Origin of the sequence: Galbitalea sp. SE-J8, assembly GCF_030345695.1 — a bacterium.
GTDB lineage: Bacteria > Actinomycetota > Actinomycetes > Actinomycetales > Microbacteriaceae > JAUASV01.
The window spans coordinates 293,819-311,457 of the sequence record NZ_JAUASV010000001.1; the positions used below are offsets into that span (position 1 = coordinate 293,819).

Below are 17,639 nucleotides of genomic sequence, written 5' to 3' on the forward strand. Positions count from 1 at the left end.
GCGATCATCGCTCGTTTCGCGGAAGCGGGTCGACGTCCCGCCGGGTGGTGGCGATTCGGGTCCCGGTCTCGTGCGAGACGACAGCCGCGTGAGCGAGCTCGAGAGCCCGTCGACCGTCACGAGCGTGCACGGGCGGTTGCCGGCCGTCTCGGAAAGCGGCCAGGACGGCATCGACGTGCCGGTCGAAGGTGCGGTGGAACGACCGCGCCTCGTCGTCGAAGTAGCCCGCGCGCCACACTCGCGTCTCCGGATGGTCGGCACGCGACAGTTCGAGTTCGCGGACCGTGTCATGGATGACGGCCCGACCGCCCACGCCGTTGATCTCGATCAGCTGCGAGTCCGGGTAGGCGTACGACGAGTCGTAGGTGCCGAGCATCGTACCGACGGGGCCTCCCTCGAACTCGAGTGCGAGGGCCAGGGTCGACCAGTCGCCGTAGGTGACATCGGTCATCTGTGCCATCACGGACGTGATCGGCCCAACGAGATGCTCGAGCAGGTCGAACCCGTGGCACTGCGTCTCGATGAGGTTCGCGTGACGCGACGTGCCGTAATTTGCGGATCCCCCGAACCGCCAGGTTGCGAACACGACGCGGCCGAGCTCGTCCGCATCGACCGCCGCCTTCGCACGCTGCACGGGTTCGGCGAATCGATGATTGAAGTCGATGCCGAAGAACAGGTCCCGCTCGGCCGCTTCGCGCAGCAGCGCGTCCGCTTCGTCCAGGTCGAAGACGAGCGGCTTCTCGACGAACAGGGGGGTTCCCGAGCGGATGATCTCCAGGGTGGTCGCGAAGTGGTGCTCGTTCGGCAGGGAGATTGTCACGAGATCGGGCCGTTCGGCGTCCAGCATTCCATGAAGGTCGGTGTACCCCCGCGTGCCCCAGCGCTCCGCGTGCGCTGAGGTGCGATCGTGATCGCGTCCGACGATGGCGACCAGGTCGGTGTCCTGACGCTGTGCGAACACCCGTGCGTGCTGCTGCCCCCAGCCTCCTGCGCCGACGACCGCGACGCGCAGCGGGTCGTTCACGCGTCTTCCTGCGTGATCAGCACTTTGCCCGTCTCGCCGGCAAGGAACACGTCAAATGCCTCGGAGATACGGTCGACGGGGAACCGATGCGAGATGACCCGCCCGATGTAGTCCTGGTTCGCTCGCAGCAGCTCGAGATTGCCGGCGAGCTCGTCGTAGCGGAAGTACTCGCTGCCGAGCACGGCGTGCTCCGGTTCGAGCAGGTCCTTCGAGACATCGAGCGTGACGGACTCGCCGTGCCCGACGCACACCAGCGCACCGCGTTTGCCGAGGATGTCGAGCGCCGCGCGACGCGCGACCTCCTTGCCGGATGCGTCGAACGCGACGTCAGGGCGGCCGACGGCACGGATAGCGGCGGAGTCGGAGGCGAGCACCGGGATCGCGCCGAAGCTCTCGGCGAACTCCAGCCGCCAGGTAGATACGTCGCTGATGTGCACCGGGACGTCCGCACCCAGGCGCAGGCGGGACATCACCGCGAGCCCGAGGCCGATCGGCCCGGCGCCCGCGATGTACACGCTCTCGATGTCGGGCCGCACGAGCTGCGCCCGACCGATCGCGTGGCTTGACGTGCCCATGACATCGAGCAGCATCGTGGCTGTGCCGATCTCGATTTCGGCGGGAATCGGGAAGAAGTTCGACTCGTGGACTGTCTCGAGCGGCCCGTATCCGCCGTCGTCGGTGAACCCCATGTCGGCGCGCTTGCCGAGGCACTGGTTAGTCGCCCCGACTCGGCAGCTGCGGCACTCGCCGCAGTAGTCCATGAGGAACACCACTCCCCTGGTGCCGATCGGCGTCGAGGTGCCGTCCCCTGCGGCGACGACCTCGCCAGCCGCCTCATGTCCAGGGATGACCGCGGAGCCGTTCGCATACTGGGCACGGTCGGTACCGCAGAGGGCATTCGCACGCACACGCACCTGCAGCTGTCCAGGACCAGGGGCCTCGTAGGTGCGATCACGGAATTCGATGCGACCGCTCCCTTCGAATACTGGGGCGAGCACTGTCGTCGAGGTCATCAACACTCCATCGTCAGAGGTTATTTGCCACGTGGCATGACAGACGATACCACGTGGCAACCTTAGGATCGACGCGGGAGGTGGCGATGGCTGTCACGCAAGGAGACGTCGCGAAGAGGGCAGGCGTGGCGCGCCGGACGGTCTCGAACGTCGTCAACGACTTCCCCTACGTGAGCGACGACGTGCGCGTACGGGTTCAGGAAGCGATCCGCGAGCTCGGCTATCAGCCGAATCAGGCGGCTCAGCGACTCCGCACCGGGCGCAGCGGAACGATCGGCCTGATCCTGCCCGAGCTCGACGTCGGCTACTTCGCGGAGATCGGCCGCCTCCTGGTGGAGGAGTTCGAGTCGAGGGGCTACACCGTTCTGGTCGCCCAGACTCTCGGAATCGAAGAGCGCGAACTGGAAGCGCTCGACAAGTTCGTCAGTCAGCAACCGGAGGGCCTGCTCTTCAGCCCGATCAGCGTGTCCGCTGAGCAGCTGCGCCCTTACCTCGACCGCTTTCCGGTCGTCCTGCTCGGTGAGCAGCTCGACCCGAGCACCGCCGATCACGTCACCGTCGACAACGAGGCCGCGTCGCGTGCTGTCGTCGAGGTCATGCTCGATCGCGGCCGGCGGAGGATCGCGTTCATCGGCGACAATCCCATCGCCATGGCCGACCTCCGCCGCCGCGGCTATTCGGCTGCGCTCGGAGCCCACGACATCCCCGTGGACCCGCAGCTGCTCGTCAGGGTCGACGGCTACCACCGCTCGCAGGGATACGACGCAGTGACGCGCCTCGTCGAGTCCGGGATCGACTTCGACGGCGTCTTCTGCGCCAATGACCTGCTGGCGATCGGTGCGATTCGCGCGCTGCTCGATCTCGGACGCCGGGTGCCTGATGATGTCTCGGTCGTGGGCTTCGATGACATCGACGAGACCCGCTACACGGTGCCACGGCTCACCACCGTGGCACCGGACAAGGCCTCCATCGCTGAAGAGGCCGTCCAGATGCTGATCGACCGCATCGCGGATCCGGGCAGGGAGCGCGCGAAGACCACGAAGGCGTTCTCGATCGCCGCACGCGACAGCGTCTGATGCGATGTCGCGCCGGTCAGCTGCTGGCCACTCGACGCTCCGCGACCTCGACGACCGTGGGCACGTCGGTGCCCGTCACGATCGCCCGCAGCACTTCGATTGCCAGCTTGGGTTCCCGCTGCTCAGTCAGCAGGCCGTTGGACTCCTGCATGGTGTCGGTCAACTGGGTATAGCAGAAGCCGCTCAAAACCGGGCTCGCCTCCAGCGCTCCGAACAGCTCCGCGATCCGGTGACGGAAGGCGCTGTCCGAGGTGACAATCGCGTAGCCCCAGGTCCCGTCCGCCGAGTAGGCGACCCCGCCGAACTCGGTGACCATGATCGGGATCTCGTGTTCGTCCACCTGCGCCTGGAGCACACCGGAGAGGATCGGCTCGCGGTCTTGCGGCCCCATGCCGCTCAGCGTCTCGGCGAGCGCATGACGATCCGCATAGCGCTCCCGCAGGATCGTCGGTTCGGTCGAGTAGTCATGCAGGGTCAGGATGTCGCTGTCGACGTGCTCCCAGCCGTCGTTCGAGACGACGGGTCGGCTCGGATCGAGGGCGCGGGTCAGCGACGCGAGCGACTGGACGAGCTCCCGTTGAGCAGGGTCGTACGCGATGTCCTGGACGCCCCAGCTCTCGTTGACGGGAACCCAGGTAACCACGGACGGATGATCTCGCTGCTGGTCGACGATCTCGAGCCACTCGCGAGTGATCGCTGCAGCGGCTCGGGGCGAGAATCGGTACGCCGACGCGGTCTCCGCCCAGATCATCAGCCCGAGACGATCGGCCCAGAAGAGCATCCGCGCGTCCTCGACCTTCTGGTGGATGCGCGCCGCCGAGAACCCGAGCTCCAGGATCATTTCGACCTCTCGGCGGAGCGCGTCGATGTCCGGCGCCGTGAGCTGCCCGTCCGGCCAGAAGCCCTGTTCCAGCACGGAGCGCACGAAGATGGGGCGTCCGTTGACGAGGAATCGCCCGCCGCGCACCTCCGTCGACCGCAGCCCCAGGTAGCTCGCGACCTCGTCGCCCCGCGCGCCCTGCTCGGTCACGACAATTTCGGCGTCGAGGAGCACCGGGTTGCCCGGCTGCCAGAGCAGCGACTCGCGTTCCTGCGCGTTCTGCAGCGCGGATGGGCGGAGCTCGATCTCCACATCTGTGTGATCAGCCAGCACTCGCGTCTCGCCGAGCAGTCGCCCATCGTGCCAGATCCGCACGGACACCTCGGTGCCGGGCAGGGGTCGCAATGCGAGCGAGACGCTCGCACTGATCCGCCCTGCGACGAGATCGGCACCCCAATGCAGTGCGGTCACGTGCTGTACCGGTACCGATTCGAGCCAGACCGTCTTCCAGATGCCGCTCGTGCGCCGGTACCAGATGAAATGCGGGTCTCCGCGCCAGTCCTGTTTGCCGCGCGGAATGTCGACGTCGTCGACGAGATCGACCGCGCGCACGACGATCTGGTGACCGCGCCGGCCGGCGAGCGCGTCGGTTATGTCGAGCCGGAAGGACGTCTGTCCTCCGACATGACCGCCGACGTGCACGCCGTCGACCCAGACATCGGCGGACTGGTCCACTGCGCCGAGATGCAGGATCCACCGGCGGCCGGACTGCAGCTCGAGGTCAACCTCGCGGCGATACCAGAGCACGTCGTGCGGTGTGTTGTCCCCGATGCCGGAGAGCGTGCTCTCGGGGGCGAAAGGGACTCGGATGCGGCGGTCGAAGACCGCGCCATCGGGTGCGTACCAGCGCTCGGCGAGACCGACTTGGCCATCGTCCCAGGCGAACTCCCACTCGCCGTCGAGCGACGTCCACTCCTCGCGAACCAGCAGCGGGCGCGGGTAGCTGCCGTCCTGCGTGCTACCGCGGATCACGGTGCGATCGCCTTCGCGGGAAGGCCGTCCGCCGCGATCTCGCGGAAGCGGTCGACTGCGGAGGTGTGCGTGCGCTCGAATCCTCCGACCCCGTCGGGCGTGAGGTTGTAGAGGCCCATCGAGATCACGTGCTTCTCGACCGGGGTAAGTGCCTCGCGGTACTGCCACTCGATGACGTCGAACAAGGGCCACCAGGTGTAGCCGACCACGTCGACGCCCTCGTCGCGCAGGCGCCGCATCAGCGCGACGGAGTCGTCGAGCCATTCGATCCGCTGCTCCGGTGTGCCATCTCGGCTCGTCTCGGTCACCATCACCGGCACCTCGAACCGGGCGGTGAACTCCCGGATGAACTCCTCAAGTCCCTCGATCCAGTCATTGCGTCGGCGCATGACGATCCGGCCCTCGTCATCGTGGACGAACTCCTCAGTTCCCCACACCGGGTAGTAGTTGACACCCAATACGTCGGGATGCGCGGTGTGGGTGCGGAACCAGTCGAGCTCCGAGTCGGTGATTCCGTGCTCGGCGAGGTGGCCGGCCAGCGGATGCGCGGCATCGACGCGGCCCGTGACCAGGTCCTCGGCTAGGAAGCGCCGCTCCCTGCGGAGCGCCACGGAGTCCTGCCGGATCCCGTCCTGCTCTTTGTAGCGGAACATCGCGTCGACGTGGACGAAGGTCGCGGTGTCTCCGGTCGCCTCGCGGATCGCGTCCTGCGAGCGGACGATCCCCTCGCAGAGCGCGCGGAGCACCTGGAGGAATCCGTCATCGCCATGGAAGTACGGAGGCCACAGGCCGATCTCGCCGCACTGGAACGCGTTGATCTGCGGTTCATTAAGCGGTGTCCAGGCCGTGAGCCGATCTCCGTACCGCTCGGAGAGGGCGTGCGCCCATTCGGCCACCCGCTTCGAATAGTCGCGATTCAGGAAGGCGTTGTCGAGCCAGAGCGGCACGCCGTAGTGCATGAGGTCGACGATCACGTCGACCCCGGTCTCCGCGAGCTTGTCGACGACCGGATCCGACCAGCGAAAGTCGAACTTCCCGGGCTCCGGGTTCATCCGATACCAGGGGAACCCGTAGCGGAGCGTCTGCGCCCGGCTGTCTGCGACGAGATCGAGATCGTCGCGCCACTTGGAGTAGTGCTGGGTGAGCGTGTACTCGTCGAGTTCGCGACGACCGAAGTCGATCTGCGGGATGAAAGTGTCCTCGATGCCGAGGCCGAAGCGGAATCGGCCGTCTGCGAATTGGTTGGGCACGGTGTCTCCTGGTTGCGGGTTATTTGATGCCGGTCGAGGCGATGCTCTGGATGAACGAGCGCTGCACGACGAGGAAGGCGACGAACATGGGCAGCATGGCGAGCACCGAACCGGCCATTAGGGGCCCGTACTCGGTGACGTGCTGACCAACGAAGGAGGCGAGCCCGGACGGGAGGGTCGCGAGGGACCCGTCGGTCGACATGATCAGGGGCCACAGGAGGTCGTTCCAGTTGGCCATGAAGATGAAGAGCCCGAGGGTCAGCACCGCCGGCTTGGACAGGGGCAGGATCACACGCACGAAGATCCGCAGCTCCGAGGCGCCGTCGATCCGTCCCGCATCCTCGAGATCCCGAGGGATCGAGAGGAAGAACTGACGGAGGAGGAAGATGCCGAAGGCGTCTGCCGCTCTCGGCAGGATCAGCCCTGGGAAGGTGTTGAGCAGGCCCATGTGCGTGATCAGGTTGAAGAGCGGGACGAGCGTGATCTGCGGCGGGATCATCAGCGTGGTGAGGATCAGCACGAAGACCAGGTTCCGGCCTGGGAAGTCAAGGCGAGCCAGGGCGTAGGCGGCGAGGGAATCGCAGATCAGCGCGAGGATGGTGACCCCACCCGCGAACACCACCGTGTTGAGGAACAGCCGCGGGAAGTCGAGCGTGTTCCACATCGTCACGTAGTTCTGGAACGTGATCTCGGTCGGGAGCAACGTCGGCGGGTAGGCCGTGATGTCCTTGTATGGCTTCAGCGAGGTGCTCAGCGTCCAGAGGAGCGGGATGAGGAAGAGCATGATCGCGGATGCGGCGACGCAAGCGCCCACGATCCAGCCGACCGGAGTGGTGCCTCGGTCATCGCTCGCGACCGCGTGTCGCGCGTTCCGTGCGATCGGGATCGTGGAGGTCGTCGTGGTCATCAGAATTGCACCGTCCGGCGGTTGAAGAAGCGGATCTGGATGAGCGAGAGCACCACGATCAGCACGGTGAAGACGACGGCGATCGACGATGCGTAGCCCATGCGCAGGTCACTGAACCCTCGGGTGAAGAGGTACCCGACGACGCTCTCGGTGGAGAAGTACGGCCCGCCACCTGTCATGACGAAGATCTGGTCGAAGACCTGCAGGCCGCCGATCAGCGTGAGGACGGACACGATCATCGTGGTGTTCGACAGCAGCGGGAGCGTCACTGAACGGAACCGCTGCCAGCGGTTGACCCCGTCGACGGCGGCGGCCTCGTAGAGGTCCTTCGGGATCTGCTGGAGGCCGGCGAGGAAGATCACCATGTAGTAGCCGACGCTCTTCCAGATCCCGACGGCGATCACCGAGACCATGGCCCAGAACGGGTCGCGCAGGTAGGCGACCTGCGGGAGGCCGAGTTTGCCGAGGATGTAGCTCAGCCAGCCGATGTCGGGGTCGAGCAGGAACGTGAAGGCGATCGATACGACCGCCATGGAGAGCACGAAGGGGACGAACACGACCGCGCGGGTGAAGGTGCGGAACCCGATCCTCGAGTTGAGCAGCAGCGCGATGGCCAGCGCGATCGCGATGGTCAGTGTCGTCACGACGACCGCGTACACCGCGGTGTTGCGGAGCGAGCCCCAGAATCGCGGATCAGCGAAGACGTTCGTGTAGTTGTCCAGCCCGAGGAAGCTCTCGCCGAATGGGGTGTATTCGAACAGCGAGACTCGCACGCCTTCGGCGATCGGGTAGACCAGGAACACTCCGAACACCAGGAGCGCGGGCGCGAGGAAGAGGTAGGCAGTCAGCGTGCGCCGCCGCCGGAGAGGCGTCGTCCGGCGGATGCGGCGCACCGGGCCGGCAGGCGACACGTGCCGACCCGAATGCGCGACACTCACTTGGAACCGGCCAGGATCGTCTTGAGCTGCTGCCCGGCCTGGGTCATCACCTCCTGGGGCTCGCCCTTCCCCGCGGTGATCTTCTGCATTGACGCCTCGTAGACGCTCGAATTGATGTCACCGAAGTCGGTCGTGCCGGCCAGGAAGAAGCGGGCCTTGTCGCGGAACGGCATGAACTGCGCCATCTCGGGCGCCTTGGCCTTCACGTCATCGACGGAGATGTCCTGACGAGTCGGCGGGTTGCCCGATCCGGTCGACCAGGCGAGCTGGTTCTCCTTGCTGTTCCAGTAGTTCAGGAAGGTGGTGACGGCGCTCTTCTGGTCCGCAGAGCCCCAAGCGTCCTTGCTGACGAAGAGCATGTTGCTGTTCGCGACCGGGATCGCGCCCTTCGGTCCTTCAGGCACGTTCGTGATCCCGAAGTCGAGGTTGGCGCCCTTGAAGCCGTTGATCATCCACGGGCCCTCGGAGAGCATGCCCACCTTGCCCGACTGGAACAGGGCGTCCGCGTCAGGTCCGGAGATCCCCGCGGGCGAGACCTTCTTCGACTTGAGGAGGTCGGCCCAGGTCGTGACTGCCTCGATGCTGGCGGCGTCCTGGATAGTCGACTTCCTCCCGTCTTCGGAGAGCGTGCCACCGCCGTTGCCCCACATCAGCGACTCCCAGATCGCCGGCGATGTGTGGTCGGGGAGCACGAATCCGTACTGGTCCGGCTTGCCGTCGCCGTCGACGTCCTTCGTGAGCTTGACCGCGTCGTCCTGGAACTCCTGCCACGTCGTCGGCGGCTTGTTCGGGTCGAGGCCGGCCTCGGTGAACAGCTTCTTGCTGTAGTAGACGAGCACCGGCGTGAATGTCATCGGGACGGCGTAGTTCTTGCCCTCGAACTCGGTGGCCGACCGATCGGCGGGGAACAGCTGCGACGCATCCTTCCAGCCCTTGTAGTAGTCGCTCAGGTCGGCGAACGCGCCCTTCGACGCGTACTGGCCGACGGACTCGGCGCCGCCCACGGCGATGGAGGGGCCCTTGTGTGCACCGAGCGCAGGGAGCAGCTTCTCTCCGAGCACGTCCCAGGGCATGACGGACATCTTGACCTGGACCTTCTTCTGGCTGGCGTTGAAGGCGGCCACCCGCGCCTTGAGGACGTCTCCGTCCGGGCCGGTGAAGCCGTTCCAGAAGGTGATGGTGGTGGTGCCGCCCGAGTCTCCGGCGGATCCGGAGGAACAGGACGACAGAGCGCCGGCAGCGAGGCCCGCGGCGAGTGCCGCGGCCGCGAGCACGCGGAGCCTGGGTCGGATGGTGTGGTTCACGGGTTTCTCCTTCGTGACGACGTTGTCAGGATTGGCAAGTGGAGCGCTATGCCACGTGGCACATTACCACGTGGCAATACCGTGAGCGGCCGGCGGAGCATCACCTTGGTAACGATTCGCGCGCCGGGTTCCTGATTTACGAGATGGCGAACGATCGGTAGTTCACCCTGGTGTCCTCAGTGACGGCACCGACCTGGCAGCCCGTGAGGGCCGCACTGCGCGTCTGCACGACAGAGCCGTCGATCGAGAAGGTGAACGTGGAGCCGGACTTCACCGCAGTGAGCGTGTGCGCGATCTGCGGATTGAAGCCTCCCGGCAGGGCGATGGCCGGCCAGCTGTCGGCGACTCCGGCGACGATCGAATGGCTCACGAACTGTCCATTCGAGGGGTCGAACCACGCCTGCATGTAGTTGGAGTCGTCCTTGTAGCACGCGTAGATCCCGTACTTGGGATGCGCGCTCGATCCCGTGGCGACGCGACGGATCGAGCTCGACACCGTGTAGTTCGCCTGCGCCAGGCCGGCGCCGGTGAAGATCGAGTTCCAGCTCGACGCGCCGGTGGACGCGGACTCAACGCTGTTCGTGTCGTTCACGATCCAGGAGCCCGTCTGCAGCCCGCCGCCGTAGGGGTTGCCTGCGCTCACCGAATACCGGGAGGCTCCCCACGCCTTCCGGTCCTGGACGTCCAACGCGGTGAACTGCACTGCGCTGTCCTCGGTGACCAACCCCACCTGGCACCCCTGGATCGGAGCGGCTCGAGAGGGCTGCGCCACCCCATCGACGGTGAACGAGAAGGTGTCGCCTGATCTGCTGACACCGATCGTGTGGGCGACGGAAGGGTTGAAGCCCGGCAGCGCCTGCGCACCGCTGAATCCGTAGTTCGTGCCCCCCAGACGCACGTTGGTCACGAACTGGCTGTTGGCAGGGTCGAGCCAAGCCTGGATGTAGTTGTCGGAGTTGCCGTAGCACGCGTAGACGCCGTACTTCGGTGCCGCGGACGTGGTTCCGACGGCCGTGCGCTTCGCCGTGACCGAGAGGGAGTAGTCGAGCAGTCGGGTGTCAGCGCCGGTAAAGAGCGAGTTCCACCCTGAACCGAGACCGGTGGACGAGGCGGCCGCCGCGCTGACCTTGGTCCACGGTCCGCGCTGGAGTCCGCCGGCATACGGAGTGGAGGCATCCGCGCTGTAGACCGAGTCTCCCCAGCCGTGCGGCGATCCCGATGTGGCTCCGGCCCATCGGAAGGTCGCCATCGCGCCCGCCGGGAGGCTGTACGTGAATGACTGGCTCCCGCTCCGGATCTTGAAGCTGCTCGTCGATGCGGCGCGGTTCCACGCCACGACGACTCGAGTGCCGTCCGGGTTGAGGAACGCGACGTCCTGGACACTGGTGTCGCCGAAGCTGGTCGAGGCGATGCGCTTCGCGCCGGGCGTCACGAACTTGGAGAACTGGCCGGTCCAGAAATAGCTCGAGTTCGGCGTCGCCGTTCCGGTCGACTGATCGATGGTGTAGAGCGGTTGGATCGGGATGCCCGGGTGGTTGCTCGTCGCGCTTCCCTTGCAGATGTCGACTGCACCGGTATGGTACGGCCCCGAAGTCGTGTCGAGGGCGACGTTCCAGCTGATCACGCTCTGAGCCCAGTTGCGCGTGCCGTTCACCAGCACGTCGCGGAAGTCGCGATCAGTGCAGTACGGCGCGAGCTCTGTCTGGTAAATCGGCTTGTACGGATACTTGCCGTGGAGCGGGCTGAGGTCGGTAGGAGCGCCGACATAGCCGTGGTGCGAAGAGCCCTCGGTCTCGGCGCGAGCTGCCGCGTCACCCCACACCTGGTCCGCGTAGTTGGGATCGAAGCCGACGGTGTCGCCGGCGAAGATCCGGGGCTGCAATCCCGCGGCGTAGAGCTTCGGTGCAAAATAGTTGACGATGAAGTCCGCGGACTGCGTCGGTGACAGCACCATGGTGTTGTACGTATTGCCGACCGTGGGCTCGTTCTGCGCACTCGTGGCCCAGACCGGGATCCCCTGCGCCTCGTATGCCTGGGTGGCTTTCACGAGGTAGTTGGCGTACGCGTCGCGGTACTGCGAGAGCAGAGTTCCCGGGTAGCCGTCCTGCGCCGGGGCAGTGAGGGTGCCGCTGTCCTTCATCCAGGCTGGCGCGCTCCACGACGTCAGGTTGACCTTGATTCCCGGGTTCACCGTGAGCGCCTTCTTCACCATCGGCACGACATCGTCGAGGTCGCGGGAGATGCTGAACTGATTCAACGAGGTGTCTCCGGCGGTGTCGTCGTACGTGTAGTACGTCGGCTTGCCCGGCTCGGTGTAGACGAAGTCGGTCGACCCCATGGGCTGGCGCAGCAGATTCAGCCCGATCGACTGTGCGGTCGAACCGCCGAACAGATCTCCGAAGACTGCATCCCGCGTGGCAGCCGACACCTTTCGGTTCAGGAGGTACGACGACGAGTCGGTGAGCGTCGCACCGAACCCGGTCATCGTCTGATAGGTGCGCTCGTCGTCGGTGTCAATCGTGAGCGGGTTGGTTCCGCTATCGGCCGCGAACGTCGCTCCCGTCACCGCGGTCAAGCCGGTGTGCACCTGACCGTCGAGCGTCCGCCAGACTGAGACGCTCTGGCCATCGGCGAGCGCGGGTGGAGCCGCGAGCCCGATGATGCTCAGGCTGGTCGCCGAAGCGAGAAGCAGGGCTGTCACGGTTGTCGATCGTCGCGTCATCGCGGCCTCCAGTCTGGGTGTTCAGCCTGGTCTTACCACGTAGCATGCCACGTAGCAAGACTCGTCTGTGCTTAGAGGTCGTGCCGATAGGTCATGGTCGTCGGGTGGGTCTGGTGTCCCAGCGGTGTCGGGTCCAGGCTTCTCGGATGAGGCGTCGGGTGATGATGATCGCGCCCGCGAGTGCGATGAACGCGTCGATGACGCGGGTGCGGCGCTCGGTGCAGATCTGAAGTTTCCGGAACCCGCGGGTATGCCACGAGTTGGTGCGTTCGACGACCCAGCGGGCGCCGGTCTGCAGGGGCGTGCCCTTCTTGCTGATCACGTAGTCGACGCCGAGGGTGTCCAGCAGGTCGCGGGTCTTCCCGGAGTCGTAGCCGGCGTCCAGGTGCACGGTGATGCGTTCGGGGAGATCGAACCCGAACCGACCCAGCTCCTCCAACGTGGGAGCCAGCAGCGGGGAGTCGTGGCAGTTCGCGCCCGCGATCACGCACCCCAGCGGGATCCCGTTCCCGTCGACGAGGAGGGAGCGTTTGGTGCCCTGTCTCCCGCGGTCTACCGGGGATCTCCCGGCGGCCTCACCACCGCAGGGCCCTTTCACAATGCACCCGTCCACCGACAGGTCGCCCAGCTGAAGGCCGATCATCTTGTCGTACGCGTCGAGGCAGATCTGTTCCAGCATCGTGAAGATCCCGTGCCGGATCCACTCGTCACGCCGACGCCGGATCGTGGTCGCCGAGCACGTGTCGTCGGCGATCTTGACGTACCCGGCGCCAAGCACGAGCACCTGGATCAGCTTGTCGAAGACGACCCGGTCCGACACACGGGGCCGGTGGCAACCCAGCGGATGCTCATCAACCACCGGTGGGACGAGGGCCTCGAACTGGTGCCACAACGGCTCAATGATCGAAGATGGAACCGCGGGCACGAGGCGTCCTGTTGATGCATGAGTTCTTCACACAACCCTGGTTAACAGGCCTCGTGCTCGTTCCGACGTCAACGCGCCGCGATCACCCACCTTTCGGCGCGACCTCTTACACCGCTGCACGGCTCGGCCACAGCTTCGACGCGACTGCTGAGGCCCGCGACCCGTCGACACTGCTGCAGCGCATGCTCGACGGCCGCGCCCAGCGCGACGCCGCGGATCGCGCGACCGGTTGGCGGGACCGCGCCGAGCGCACCCGGCGCTTCCTTGCCCGAGTCGAAGCTATGCCGTCGGCAGACGCCGCTCGGCTCATCCGCGAGCAGCAGGAGCACGCCCGGACAGAGGCCGCACGCGCACTCGCAGTGCGTGAGGCGCGCCTCGCCCAGCTTCCCGACGTGTCGCACCGACGCGACGACCACGGTCGACCCCGCCGAGCCTGGGGCTCGGCCTTTGATTACAGCCGGTCTTCGAGCGCGTTCGGCCCGCGGCTATGGTCCAGCACGGCGAGGACTTCGGCGTGCTCGATCTCCGGAAGCACCCGGTACCAGAGGTGGTATCGGAACACGGTCAGGCTCTCGTGCCGAACGCCGGGCCGCACCCCGGGATGCAGGAGCGAAGTCATGGAGGAAGCGCTCCGTCTGATCCGGCGCGTTGGCGTCGAGGTACGCCTAGATCTCCTCGAAGTCCCGCTGCGCCTGGCCGTCGAGGAGGACGTGAAAGGTCACGCGCTACGGCGAGCGCGAACGCGGCGCAGGAACTCGTCAGCCGGGACCGCGTCGGGGCTCGGACCCGAACCCATCCCGGGCAGGCGCCGGTCGATCTCGGCAAGGACGTGCGGCGGGACGTCGTCGTAGTCCAGCGAGCCCTCGACGGCACGGATCAACTCGCGCCGGGATTCGGCGTCGAGTCGGAGCACCTGCTCCAGAAGCGCGCTGTCGACCACGCGCCCACGGTACCTGCCGCGCCCGGCATCTGGGAGAGCGCCCCGACCGGACTGCGGCCCGATGATGACTGGGTGCGGTCATCAACCACGCACGGCTCGTATCGTGGGTGTGCAAAGAGGGCGCTCGATCTCAGTACCAGTGAGATCGAGCGCCCTCCCGCTCTCGCAGAGCTACTTGCCGTTCTCCGTCACGCTGGTGTTCGGATGCCGGGCAGCTGCCGCTTCGGAGACGTCCCGCCCGCTGATCGCGGAGCGGTTGTGAGTGCCGGTGGGCTTGTTGCCGCCGGACTCGGTCACACTCGTCCTTGGGTGACGAGCTGCCGCCGCGTTGGAGATGTGGCGGCCGGTGATTGCCGATCGATTCGCCATGATCAGCCTCCCTTCTCTTCGGGTCCGTCCTCGCTGCCTGCGAGGGGCGCCGCCTGAAGGGGGCGGACGTCGGTATCCCTGACGAGGCCCACGAGGTCGCCCGCCCGCCCGACCTGGCGCGACCACGCCTGGGTGGCGACCTGGACCGCGTCCCACGGCGAGCCGAGCGGCGGTGTGTAGGAGAGGTCGAGGTCGCTCACCTGCTCGACGGTGAGGCCGGCGAACAGGGCGGTCGCGTAGGTGTCGACGCGCTTCGCGGTCTCGGTGCCGAGGCGTCCGACGAGTTGCGCGCCGAGCAGCCGGCCCGTGCCCGTGTCGCCCGTGACGCGGATGCTGATCGGCTGCGCGCCCGGGTAGTAGCGCTTGTGGTCGTCGGCGGAGACCTGCGTCGTCGCTGGCGCGAAGCCTGCGGCTGCGGCCTCGCGCTCGCGCAGCCCGGTGCGGGACGCGACGAGGTCGAAGACCTTGACGACCTGGGTGCCCACGGATCCGGCGAACCGGGCATCCCCGCCGAGGGCGTTCTCTCCGGCGACCCGGCCCTGCTTGTGCGCGGTGGTGCCGAGCGGAAGGTAGGTGACACCGAGGAGCCGGTGGTGGGTGACGATGCCGTCGCCGGCCGCGTAGACGTTCGGGAGGCCGGTGCGCATCGCCTCATCGACCACGACCGCACCGCCGGCGCCGAGCGTCGCGCCCGCGCGTTCGAGCAGGTCGGTGTTGGGACGGACGCCGACCACGAGCAGAACGAGCTCCGCCGTGAACGTGGCCGGGACGCCGTCGCTGGTCGCGGTCACCGTGAGGCCCGCGGCCGTCTTCTCGATGGCCGTGACCGTGGTGTGCGTGACGACGCGCACGCCGTGGTCGTCGAGCTCGGCGCGCACGATCCCGCCGAGCTCGGGGTCGAGTGTCGAGAGCACCTGGGGTCCGCGCTGCAGCTGCGTCACGGCGAGCCCCCGCACGGTGAACGCTTCCGCCATCTCGAGCCCGACATAGCCGGCACCGACGATGATCGCGGATGCGGGCCGCCTCTCGTCGAGCTGGCGCTCCAGGGCGAACGTGTCGCCCATCGAGTGGATGACGTGCAGCCCGTCCTCGGGCGTGAGCCGACCGACGCCGGTGATTCCGGCATCCGAGGGGAGCGCGCCGGTGCCGACGACGAGCTCGTCGTAGGCGAGCTCCGAACTCGCGCCGTCCGAACCGGTGAGCATGAGGCGTTTGCCGGGAACGTCGATGTCGGTCGCAAGGGTGTTGAGCCGCAGGCTCATCCCGGTCGCCTCGAGGTCGGCGTGGGTGCGGTGGGCGAGCGACTGCCACGGCTGGACCTCGCCCGAGAAGAAGTACGGGATGCCGCAGATCGAGTAGTTGGGGTACTCGTCGGCGACGACGACGGTCACGTCGACGGACGGGTCGAGCTCTCGGGCGCGAAGCGCGGCGGAGATGCCGGCGTCGCTGCCGCCGATGGCGACGATGTGCATGGGCGTTCCTGTTCTCAGCGTGTGGTCGGGTGAGGGATCACGACATCGGATGCGGTGCGCACGACGTCCGGGACGCGCCCGACGTTCGGGAAGAGCCCGGCGTTCGGGAAGAGCCCGGCGTTCGGGAAGAGCACGAGGGCGAGCACCGCGCCGAGTGCGCCCCCGGCGATCTGCGCCGCGATGAACGGCACGACGGATGCCAGTTGGCGAGCTCGGCGCCCGCGATCGCGCCCGCGACCTGCGCGAGCGCGTAGAGAAGCGCCTCGCGGATGCCGAGTCCGGCTGGGGCGCGACGTGCGACGAACCAGCCGACGACCGACACGACGGGGTTGAGGTGGGCTCCGGAGACGGGCCCGAGCGTCAGGATGATCACCGCGATACCGAGCGCGGTCGCAGGGCCGTGCCGAGCAGTTCGGCGAGCAGCCGGCGGGAGAGGGATGCGTTCATGTCGTGGTCATCTTGACGGCGATCATTACTTCAGTCAACATTGAGTCAATGACCGATGAGCGAACCGACCTCGAGCGGCGTGCGGCGAAGCACGCTGCTCTCGGCGACCCCGCGCGACTCCGGATGCTCGACCTGCTCACCCTGGGCGATCGGTCCCCATCCGAGCTGCAGGCCGTCCTCGGCATGCCCTCGAACCTCCTCGCCCACCACCTGGGCGTGCTCGAGCGGGAAGGGATCGTCCGCCGGTCACGGTCCGAGGGCGATCGACGTCGCAGCTACGTCACGCTCGCACCCGGGGCGCTGGCCGACCTCGGCCCGTCCGCGACGGCCGCGGCCCGCAGAGTGGTGTTCGTCTGCACGGCGAACTCCGCGCGATCCCAGCTCGCTGAAGCGCTCTGGCACCGGGCGAGCGACGTGCCCGCGGTGTCGGCGGGCACGCATCCGGCGCCGCGGATCGCGCGCGGCGCGGTCGCGGCCGCCGAACGCCACGGCCTCGCGCTGAACGGGCACCCGCGTGCGTTCGCCGAGATCGCGGATGACGCCGACTTCGTCATCACGGTGTGCGACAACGCCCACGAAGAGCTCGGCATCCACGGTCTGCACTGGTCGGTGCCGGACCCGGTCGCCGAGGGCAGCGCTCGCGCGTTCGACGCAGCGTACGACGAGCTCGCCCGCCGCGTCGACGCGCTCGCGCCGCGGATCGTCACCGCGTAGCGCCGTCCCGCCACGCGATGAGGATGGTGTCCCGCCAGCGACCGGCGCGCGGGCCGCATGCCATCCGGGCGATGCGCTGGCGATCAGCACATCACCGGATTACCGTCGAGGCATGAGTCCACGGATCGCGAACATCACCATCCACGCGGAGGATCCGCCCGAGCTCGCTCGATTCTGGGCGGCCGTCATGGGCTACCCCGAGCCGGCGGGCTGGCCGGCCGAGCTCGAGGCGGAGCTGCGCGCCGCGGGCATGGACGACGACGACCTCACGGAGCGAGCCATCGCGTGGGACGACGACCCGCAGCATCCGCGGTTCTTCTTCACGCGCTACCAGCACGAGCGCCGGCAGCGCAACCGCATGCACATCGACCTCACGCCGTCGTCGGCCGGTCACGCGGACCGCGCCGCAGTCGAGGCGGAGGCCGACCGCCTGGTCGCGCTCGGCGCCTCGGTCGAGAAGGTGCTCACCGAACCGTGGGGACCCTACGAGGAGTTCGCGATCATGATGCGCGACCCCGAGGGAAACGAGTTCTGCGTGCAGTAGGCGCGGCGCGCCTTTTGCGAGTAGTGCCCCTTAACGTGGTGTAGTTCGCGGTGGCCGGTCTCGTCGTAGACGTGGGCGCGGTCACCGTGTAGTCCCTTCGAGGAATCTCCTACAACCCACTCGAAAGGCATCTTCACGATGA

Annotated in this window: 18 protein-coding genes and 1 pseudogene; 3 read left to right on the forward strand and 16 right to left on the reverse strand. The window is 67.2% G+C overall.

Annotated elements, in window-relative coordinates:
* Positions 1 to 4: 4 nt before the first annotated feature.
* Together QT381_RS01400 and QT381_RS01405 are read right to left on the reverse strand one after the other, a co-directional pair.
* The gene (locus QT381_RS01400) at positions 5 to 1,024 is read right to left on the reverse strand and encodes a Gfo/Idh/MocA family protein (RefSeq protein WP_289246836.1); all 1,020 of its coding nucleotides are present in this window, start codon (positions 1,022 to 1,024) and stop codon (positions 5 to 7) included.
* On the reverse strand, positions 1,021 to 2,097 hold the full coding sequence (locus QT381_RS01405) for an alcohol dehydrogenase catalytic domain-containing protein (protein WP_289246837.1): 1,077 nt from the start codon (positions 2,095 to 2,097) through the stop codon (positions 1,021 to 1,023). Before QT381_RS01405 ends, QT381_RS01400 begins: the two co-directional genes overlap by 4 nt.
* Positions 2,098 to 2,123: 26 nt before the next feature.
* Between QT381_RS01405 and QT381_RS01410 the strand changes: the two genes are divergently transcribed.
* A complete protein-coding gene (locus QT381_RS01410) occupies positions 2,124 to 3,113 on the forward strand; it encodes a LacI family DNA-binding transcriptional regulator (protein WP_289246868.1) in 990 nt (329 codons plus the stop codon).
* 16 nt (positions 3,114 to 3,129) lie between these two features.
* Here the strand turns inward: QT381_RS01410 and QT381_RS01415 are convergent, their stop codons facing one another.
* The 14 genes and pseudogenes from QT381_RS01415 to QT381_RS15790 form a co-directional block, all read right to left on the reverse strand.
* On the reverse strand, positions 3,130 to 4,965 hold the full coding sequence (locus tag QT381_RS01415) for a glycoside hydrolase family 2 protein (protein ID WP_289246839.1): 1,836 nt from the start codon (positions 4,963 to 4,965) through the stop codon (positions 3,130 to 3,132).
* Complete coding sequence (locus tag QT381_RS01420) at positions 4,962 to 6,215, reverse strand: family 1 glycosylhydrolase (protein WP_289246840.1); 1,254 nt, start codon at positions 6,213 to 6,215, stop codon at positions 4,962 to 4,964. The genes QT381_RS01415 and QT381_RS01420 overlap by 4 nt, the downstream gene beginning before the upstream one ends.
* A 19-nt stretch (positions 6,216 to 6,234) precedes the next feature.
* Positions 6,235 to 7,122 carry a carbohydrate ABC transporter permease gene (locus QT381_RS01425; protein ID WP_289246841.1) on the reverse strand — a complete coding sequence of 296 codons (888 nt, stop codon included), beginning with the start codon at positions 7,120 to 7,122 and terminating at the stop codon, positions 6,235 to 6,237.
* Entirely contained in the window at positions 7,122 to 8,033 is a 912-nt protein-coding gene (locus QT381_RS01430) for a carbohydrate ABC transporter permease (protein ID WP_289246842.1), read from the reverse strand. The genes QT381_RS01425 and QT381_RS01430 overlap by 1 nt, the downstream gene beginning before the upstream one ends.
* Before the next feature lie 23 nt (positions 8,034 to 8,056).
* The gene (locus QT381_RS01435; RefSeq protein WP_289246843.1) at positions 8,057 to 9,364 is read right to left on the reverse strand and encodes an ABC transporter substrate-binding protein; all 1,308 of its coding nucleotides are present in this window, start codon (positions 9,362 to 9,364) and stop codon (positions 8,057 to 8,059) included.
* 136 nt (positions 9,365 to 9,500) lie between these two features.
* On the reverse strand, positions 9,501 to 12,065 hold the full coding sequence (locus tag QT381_RS01440) for a glycoside hydrolase family 30 protein (RefSeq protein ID WP_289246844.1): 2,565 nt from the start codon (positions 12,063 to 12,065) through the stop codon (positions 9,501 to 9,503).
* Between the two features lie 112 nt (positions 12,066 to 12,177).
* Positions 12,178 to 13,011, reverse strand: a complete 834-nt coding sequence (locus QT381_RS01445) for an IS5 family transposase (protein WP_289246845.1) — start codon at positions 13,009 to 13,011, stop codon at positions 12,178 to 12,180.
* A gap of 68 nt (positions 13,012 to 13,079) precedes the next feature.
* Positions 13,080 to 13,340, reverse strand: coding sequence for a hypothetical protein (locus QT381_RS01450; RefSeq protein ID WP_289246846.1), 261 nt, complete (start codon positions 13,338 to 13,340; stop codon positions 13,080 to 13,082).
* A gap of 122 nt (positions 13,341 to 13,462) precedes the next feature.
* Complete coding sequence (locus QT381_RS01455; RefSeq protein WP_289246847.1) at positions 13,463 to 13,630, reverse strand: hypothetical protein; 168 nt, start codon at positions 13,628 to 13,630, stop codon at positions 13,463 to 13,465.
* 99 nt (positions 13,631 to 13,729) lie between these two features.
* On the reverse strand, positions 13,730 to 13,951 hold the full coding sequence (locus QT381_RS01460) for a hypothetical protein (RefSeq protein ID WP_289246848.1): 222 nt from the start codon (positions 13,949 to 13,951) through the stop codon (positions 13,730 to 13,732).
* Positions 13,952 to 14,122: 171 nt separating this feature from the next.
* Positions 14,123 to 14,248 (reverse strand): hypothetical protein, encoded by a 126-nt coding sequence (locus QT381_RS01465; protein ID WP_289246849.1) that lies wholly within the window; start codon positions 14,246 to 14,248, stop codon positions 14,123 to 14,125.
* 74 nt (positions 14,249 to 14,322) lie between these two features.
* The gene (locus QT381_RS01470) at positions 14,323 to 15,792 is read right to left on the reverse strand and encodes an FAD-dependent oxidoreductase (RefSeq protein WP_289246851.1); all 1,470 of its coding nucleotides are present in this window, start codon (positions 15,790 to 15,792) and stop codon (positions 14,323 to 14,325) included.
* Between the two features lie 14 nt (positions 15,793 to 15,806).
* Complete coding sequence (locus tag QT381_RS01475) at positions 15,807 to 15,983, reverse strand: hypothetical protein (RefSeq protein WP_289246870.1); 177 nt, start codon at positions 15,981 to 15,983, stop codon at positions 15,807 to 15,809.
* Positions 15,984 to 16,009: 26 nt separating this feature from the next.
* A pseudogene (locus tag QT381_RS15790) lies at positions 16,010 to 16,231 on the reverse strand (aquaporin); the annotation flags it as partial.
* A 56-nt stretch (positions 16,232 to 16,287) separates the two neighbouring features.
* Here QT381_RS15790 and QT381_RS01485 point away from each other — a divergent pair.
* A complete protein-coding gene (locus tag QT381_RS01485; RefSeq protein WP_289246852.1) occupies positions 16,288 to 16,953 on the forward strand; it encodes an arsenate reductase/protein-tyrosine-phosphatase family protein in 666 nt (221 codons plus the stop codon).
* A gap of 112 nt (positions 16,954 to 17,065) precedes the next feature.
* On the forward strand, positions 17,066 to 17,497 hold the full coding sequence (locus tag QT381_RS01490) for a VOC family protein (protein ID WP_289246853.1): 432 nt from the start codon (positions 17,066 to 17,068) through the stop codon (positions 17,495 to 17,497).
* Positions 17,498 to 17,639: the final 142 nt, after the last annotated feature.

What these genes read in the sequence shown, in the direction of transcription:
- QT381_RS01485 (WP_289246852.1), top strand. Translation starts at nt 16,288, where the DNA reads ATGACCGATGAGCGAACCGACCTCGAGCGGCGTGCGGCGAAGCACGCT.
- QT381_RS01455 (WP_289246847.1), bottom strand. Translation starts at nt 13,630, where the DNA reads ATGACTTCGCTCCTGCATCCCGGGGTGCGGCCCGGCGTTCGGCACGAG.
- QT381_RS01425 (WP_289246841.1), bottom strand. Translation starts at nt 7,122, where the DNA reads ATGACCACGACGACCTCCACGATCCCGATCGCACGGAACGCGCGACAC.
- QT381_RS01470 (WP_289246851.1), bottom strand. Translation starts at nt 15,792, where the DNA reads ATGCACATCGTCGCCATCGGCGGCAGCGACGCCGGCATCTCCGCCGCG.
- QT381_RS01410 (WP_289246868.1), top strand. Translation starts at nt 2,124, where the DNA reads ATGGCTGTCACGCAAGGAGACGTCGCGAAGAGGGCAGGCGTGGCGCGC.
- QT381_RS01490 (WP_289246853.1), top strand. Translation starts at nt 17,066, where the DNA reads ATGAGTCCACGGATCGCGAACATCACCATCCACGCGGAGGATCCGCCC.